General features: G+C 60.9%; 2 protein-coding genes. One reads left to right on the top strand and one right to left on the bottom strand.

Going from position 1 to position 3,403, the window contains the following annotated elements; all coding sequences use genetic code 11:
* Nucleotides 1-347 precede the first annotated feature (347 nt).
* A complete protein-coding gene (gene glcC / locus RBT54_RS18350) occupies nt 348-1,136 on the top strand; it encodes a transcriptional regulator GlcC (RefSeq protein WP_277080494.1) in 789 nt (262 codons plus the stop codon).
* Between the two features lie 11 nt (nt 1,137-1,147).
* Here glcC and RBT54_RS18345 read toward each other — a convergent pair whose 3' ends face one another.
* Entirely contained in the window at nt 1,148-3,343 is a 2,196-nt protein-coding gene (locus RBT54_RS18345) for an OsmC domain/YcaO domain-containing protein (RefSeq protein ID WP_320368419.1), read from the bottom strand.
* Between the last annotated feature and the right edge of the window lie 60 nt (nt 3,344-3,403).

Below are 3,403 nucleotides of genomic sequence, written 5' to 3'. Positions count from 1 at the left end.
CGGTGGAGGATCAGCAGGTCGGGCATGGCCTGGCGCAGCTCGGCAAAGAGATCGGCACGATCCACCTTGCTCAGCGGGCCATCGATTTCCTCGTTGTACAGAATGTTCATCGCGGATCCGTCCGGACGTCGTTTCGGGGGCACCACCCGGCTTCGCACGTGCGAGCCGGTGGTACTGCCGCGGAATCCTAAGTCCATTACCCGGACGATCCAAGCATTCTTCTACTGGTCGTACCAGTTTTTTTGGCCTATCGTTTCACCCTCGTTACAAAAGAGCCCGTAGGCTCCGCGCCATACGGACTTATCGGGGCATCAGCCGCCCCTCTCTGCGCAACTGGTCCGACCACTATGGAAAATATCCCTGAACGGCGCGCTGGCGTCACTGAACGCCAGCAGGTCGCCGATATCGTCGCCGAACGCATCGAGCGTCTCATCACCGACGGCGTGCTCAAGGTGGGCCAGGCCCTGCCCTCCGAGCGCCGCCTGTGCGAAAAGCTGGGCACATCGCGCTCGGCGCTGCGTGAAGGGCTGCGGGTACTGCGGGGACTGGGCATCATCGAGACGCGGCACGGCAGCGGCTCGTTCGTTGCACGCCTCTCGGCCGAGCGCGACAACAGCCCGCTGATGCACCTGTTCAGCACGCAACCACGCACGGTCTACGACCTGCTGGAGGTGCGCGCCCTGCTCGAGAGCGAAGCGGCGCGCCTGGCCGCGCTGCGCGCCACGGTGGCCGACCTTGTCTCGATCCGTCGCCGCTACGAGGACATGGTGGCCCGCGAGCAGGACACCCGTTCCACCTCGCCCGAAGACCACGCCCGCCTCGACCACGACTTCCATCGCGCCATTAGCGAGGCATCGCACAACGCCGTGCTGGTGCACACCCTGCAGTCGCTGTCCGACCTGATGCTGAGCAGCGTCTTCGCTTCAGTGAACAACCTCTACCACCGCCCTGCCCACAAGCGCCTCATCGACCGCCAGCACCACCGCCTCTACCAGGCGATCATGGACCGCCAGCCCGAACGCGCGGAACGCATCGCGCGCGAGCACATCAACAGCGTGCGCGAGAGCTTCATGGAAATCGAGCAGGAAGAGCAGCGCCTGGTACGGGCAACGATGCGGCTCGAGGGATGGCACTGAGCCTTTAGGGCTTACGCCGCCCTGCGGGCGCGCGCCACGTGCAGCTTCCTGTAGCTGTCGATCAGGCGCTGGTGCCGGTCGAGCCCTTCCAGCTTCATGCTCGTTGGCGTCAGGCCGAAGAAGCGCACGCTGCCGTCCACCGAGCCCATCACCGCGTCCATCCGCGCGTTGCCGAACATCCGGCGGAAGTTGAGCTCGTAATCGTCGAGTTCCAGATCGTCGTCCAGCAGCACCTCGAGCACCGCGTTCATGGCCTGGTAGAACAACACGCGCTCGACCGTGTTCTCGTTGTACTGCAGGAAGGCTTCGACCCGCTCCTTCGCCGCCTCGAACTGCCGCAAGGCGAGGTTGATCAGCAGCTTCAGCTCCAGAATCGTCAGCTGGCCCCAGACCGTATTCTCGTCAAACTCGATACCGATCAAGGTAATGATGTCGGTGTAATCATCGAGTTCGCTGTCTTCCAGGCGATCAAGCAGCGCCTCGAGGCCAGCATCATCGAGGCGATGCAGGTTCAGGATATCCGCGCGAAAGGCAAGTGCCTTGTTGGTGTTGTCCCAGATCAGATCCTCGACCGGATAGATCTCCGAATAACCAGGCACCAGAATGCGGCAGGCCGTTGCACCGAGCTGGTCATACACCGCCACGTAAACTTCCTTGCCCATCTCCTCGAGAATGTCGAACAAGGTTTCGGCCTCGTCGGCATTGGAGTTTTCACCCTGGCCCGAGAAGTCCCATTCGACGAACGCGTAATCGGCTTTGGCACTGAAGAAGCGCCACGACACCACGCCACTGGAATCGATGAAGTGTTCGACGAAATTGTTCGGCTCGGTGACGGCACTGGTCTCGAAGGTGGGTGGAGGCAGATCGTTCAGCCCTTCGAAACTGCGCCCCTGCAGCAGCTCGGTGAGACTGCGCTCCAGCGCCACCTCCAGGCTCGGATGCGCCCCAAACGAGGCAAACACACCGCCCGTCCGCGGATTCATCAGGGTCACGCACATCACCGGAAACACGCCCCCCAGCGACGCATCCTTCACCAGCACCGGAAAGCCCTGCTTCTCCAGCGCTTCGATGCCGGCCAAAATGCCCGGATACTTCGCCAGCACCTCTTGCGGCACATCGGGCAGCGCGATTTCGCCTTCAATGATTTCGCGCTTTACCGCCCGCTCGAAGATCTCCGACAGGCATTGCACCTGCGCTTCGGCCAGCGTATTGCCGGCGCTCATGCCATTGCTGAGATAGAGATTGTCGATCAGATTGGACGGGAAATACACCACCGCGCCGTCCGACTGACGCACAAAGGGCAGCGAGCAGATGCCGCGCTTCGTGTTGCCGGAGTTGGTGTCGTACAGATGCGAGCCACGCAGCTCGCCGTCGGGGTTGTAGATCTTCAGGCAGTACGCGTCGAGAATGCCAGCCGGCAGCGCATCCTTGGGGCCGGGCTTGAACCAGCGCTCATTCGGGTAATGCACGAATTCCGCATTGGCAATGTCCTCCCCCCAGAACTGGTCATTGTAGAAATGATTGCAGTTCAGTCGCTCGATATACTCCCCCAGAGCCGATGCCAGCGCGCTTTCCTTGCTCGCACCCTTGCCATTGGTGAAACACATCGGCGAGTGCGCATCGCGGATATGCAGTGACCACACATTGGGAACCAGATTGCGCCACGAAGCAATTTCAATCTTGATGCCCAGGTCCGCCAGAACCTCCGACATATTGGCGATGGTCCGCTCCAGCGGCAGATCCTTGCCCAGAATGTAGGTGCATGCGTCCGAATCCGGATTCAGCGTCAGCAAGGCCTGGGCGTCGGCATCCAGATTCTCCACTTCCTCGATCACGAACTCGGGCCCGGTCTGCACCACCTTCTTAACCGTGCACCGTTCGACGGAACGCAAGATGCCCTGACGGTCTGCGGCGGAGATATCCTCCGGCAATTCGATCTGGATCTTGAAGACCTGCTTGTAGCGGTTCTCCGGATCAACAATGTTGTTCTGGGAAAGGCGGATGTTGTCCGTAGGAATATTGCGCGTTTCGCAGTACAGCTTCACGAAGTAAGCCGCACACAGAGCCGACGAAGCCAGGAAGTAATCGAACGGACCCGGCGCCGAGCCATCGCCCTTGTAGCGGATGGGCTGGTCCGCGATAACGGTGAAGTCATCGAACTTGGCCTCGAGGCGGAGCTTGTCGAGAAAATTGACCTTGATTTCCATGGGGGAATCCTGAACCGGCGCAATAACGAAATGGCCGCCATTATCGCCGTTTTCCCAGCG

Origin of the sequence: Thauera sp. (genome assembly GCF_034003485.1) — a bacterium.
Taxonomy (GTDB): Bacteria; Pseudomonadota; Gammaproteobacteria; order Burkholderiales; family Rhodocyclaceae; genus Thauera.
The sequence above is the reverse complement of the archived record's forward strand: the minus strand, read 5'-3'. Positions and strand labels throughout refer to the sequence as shown.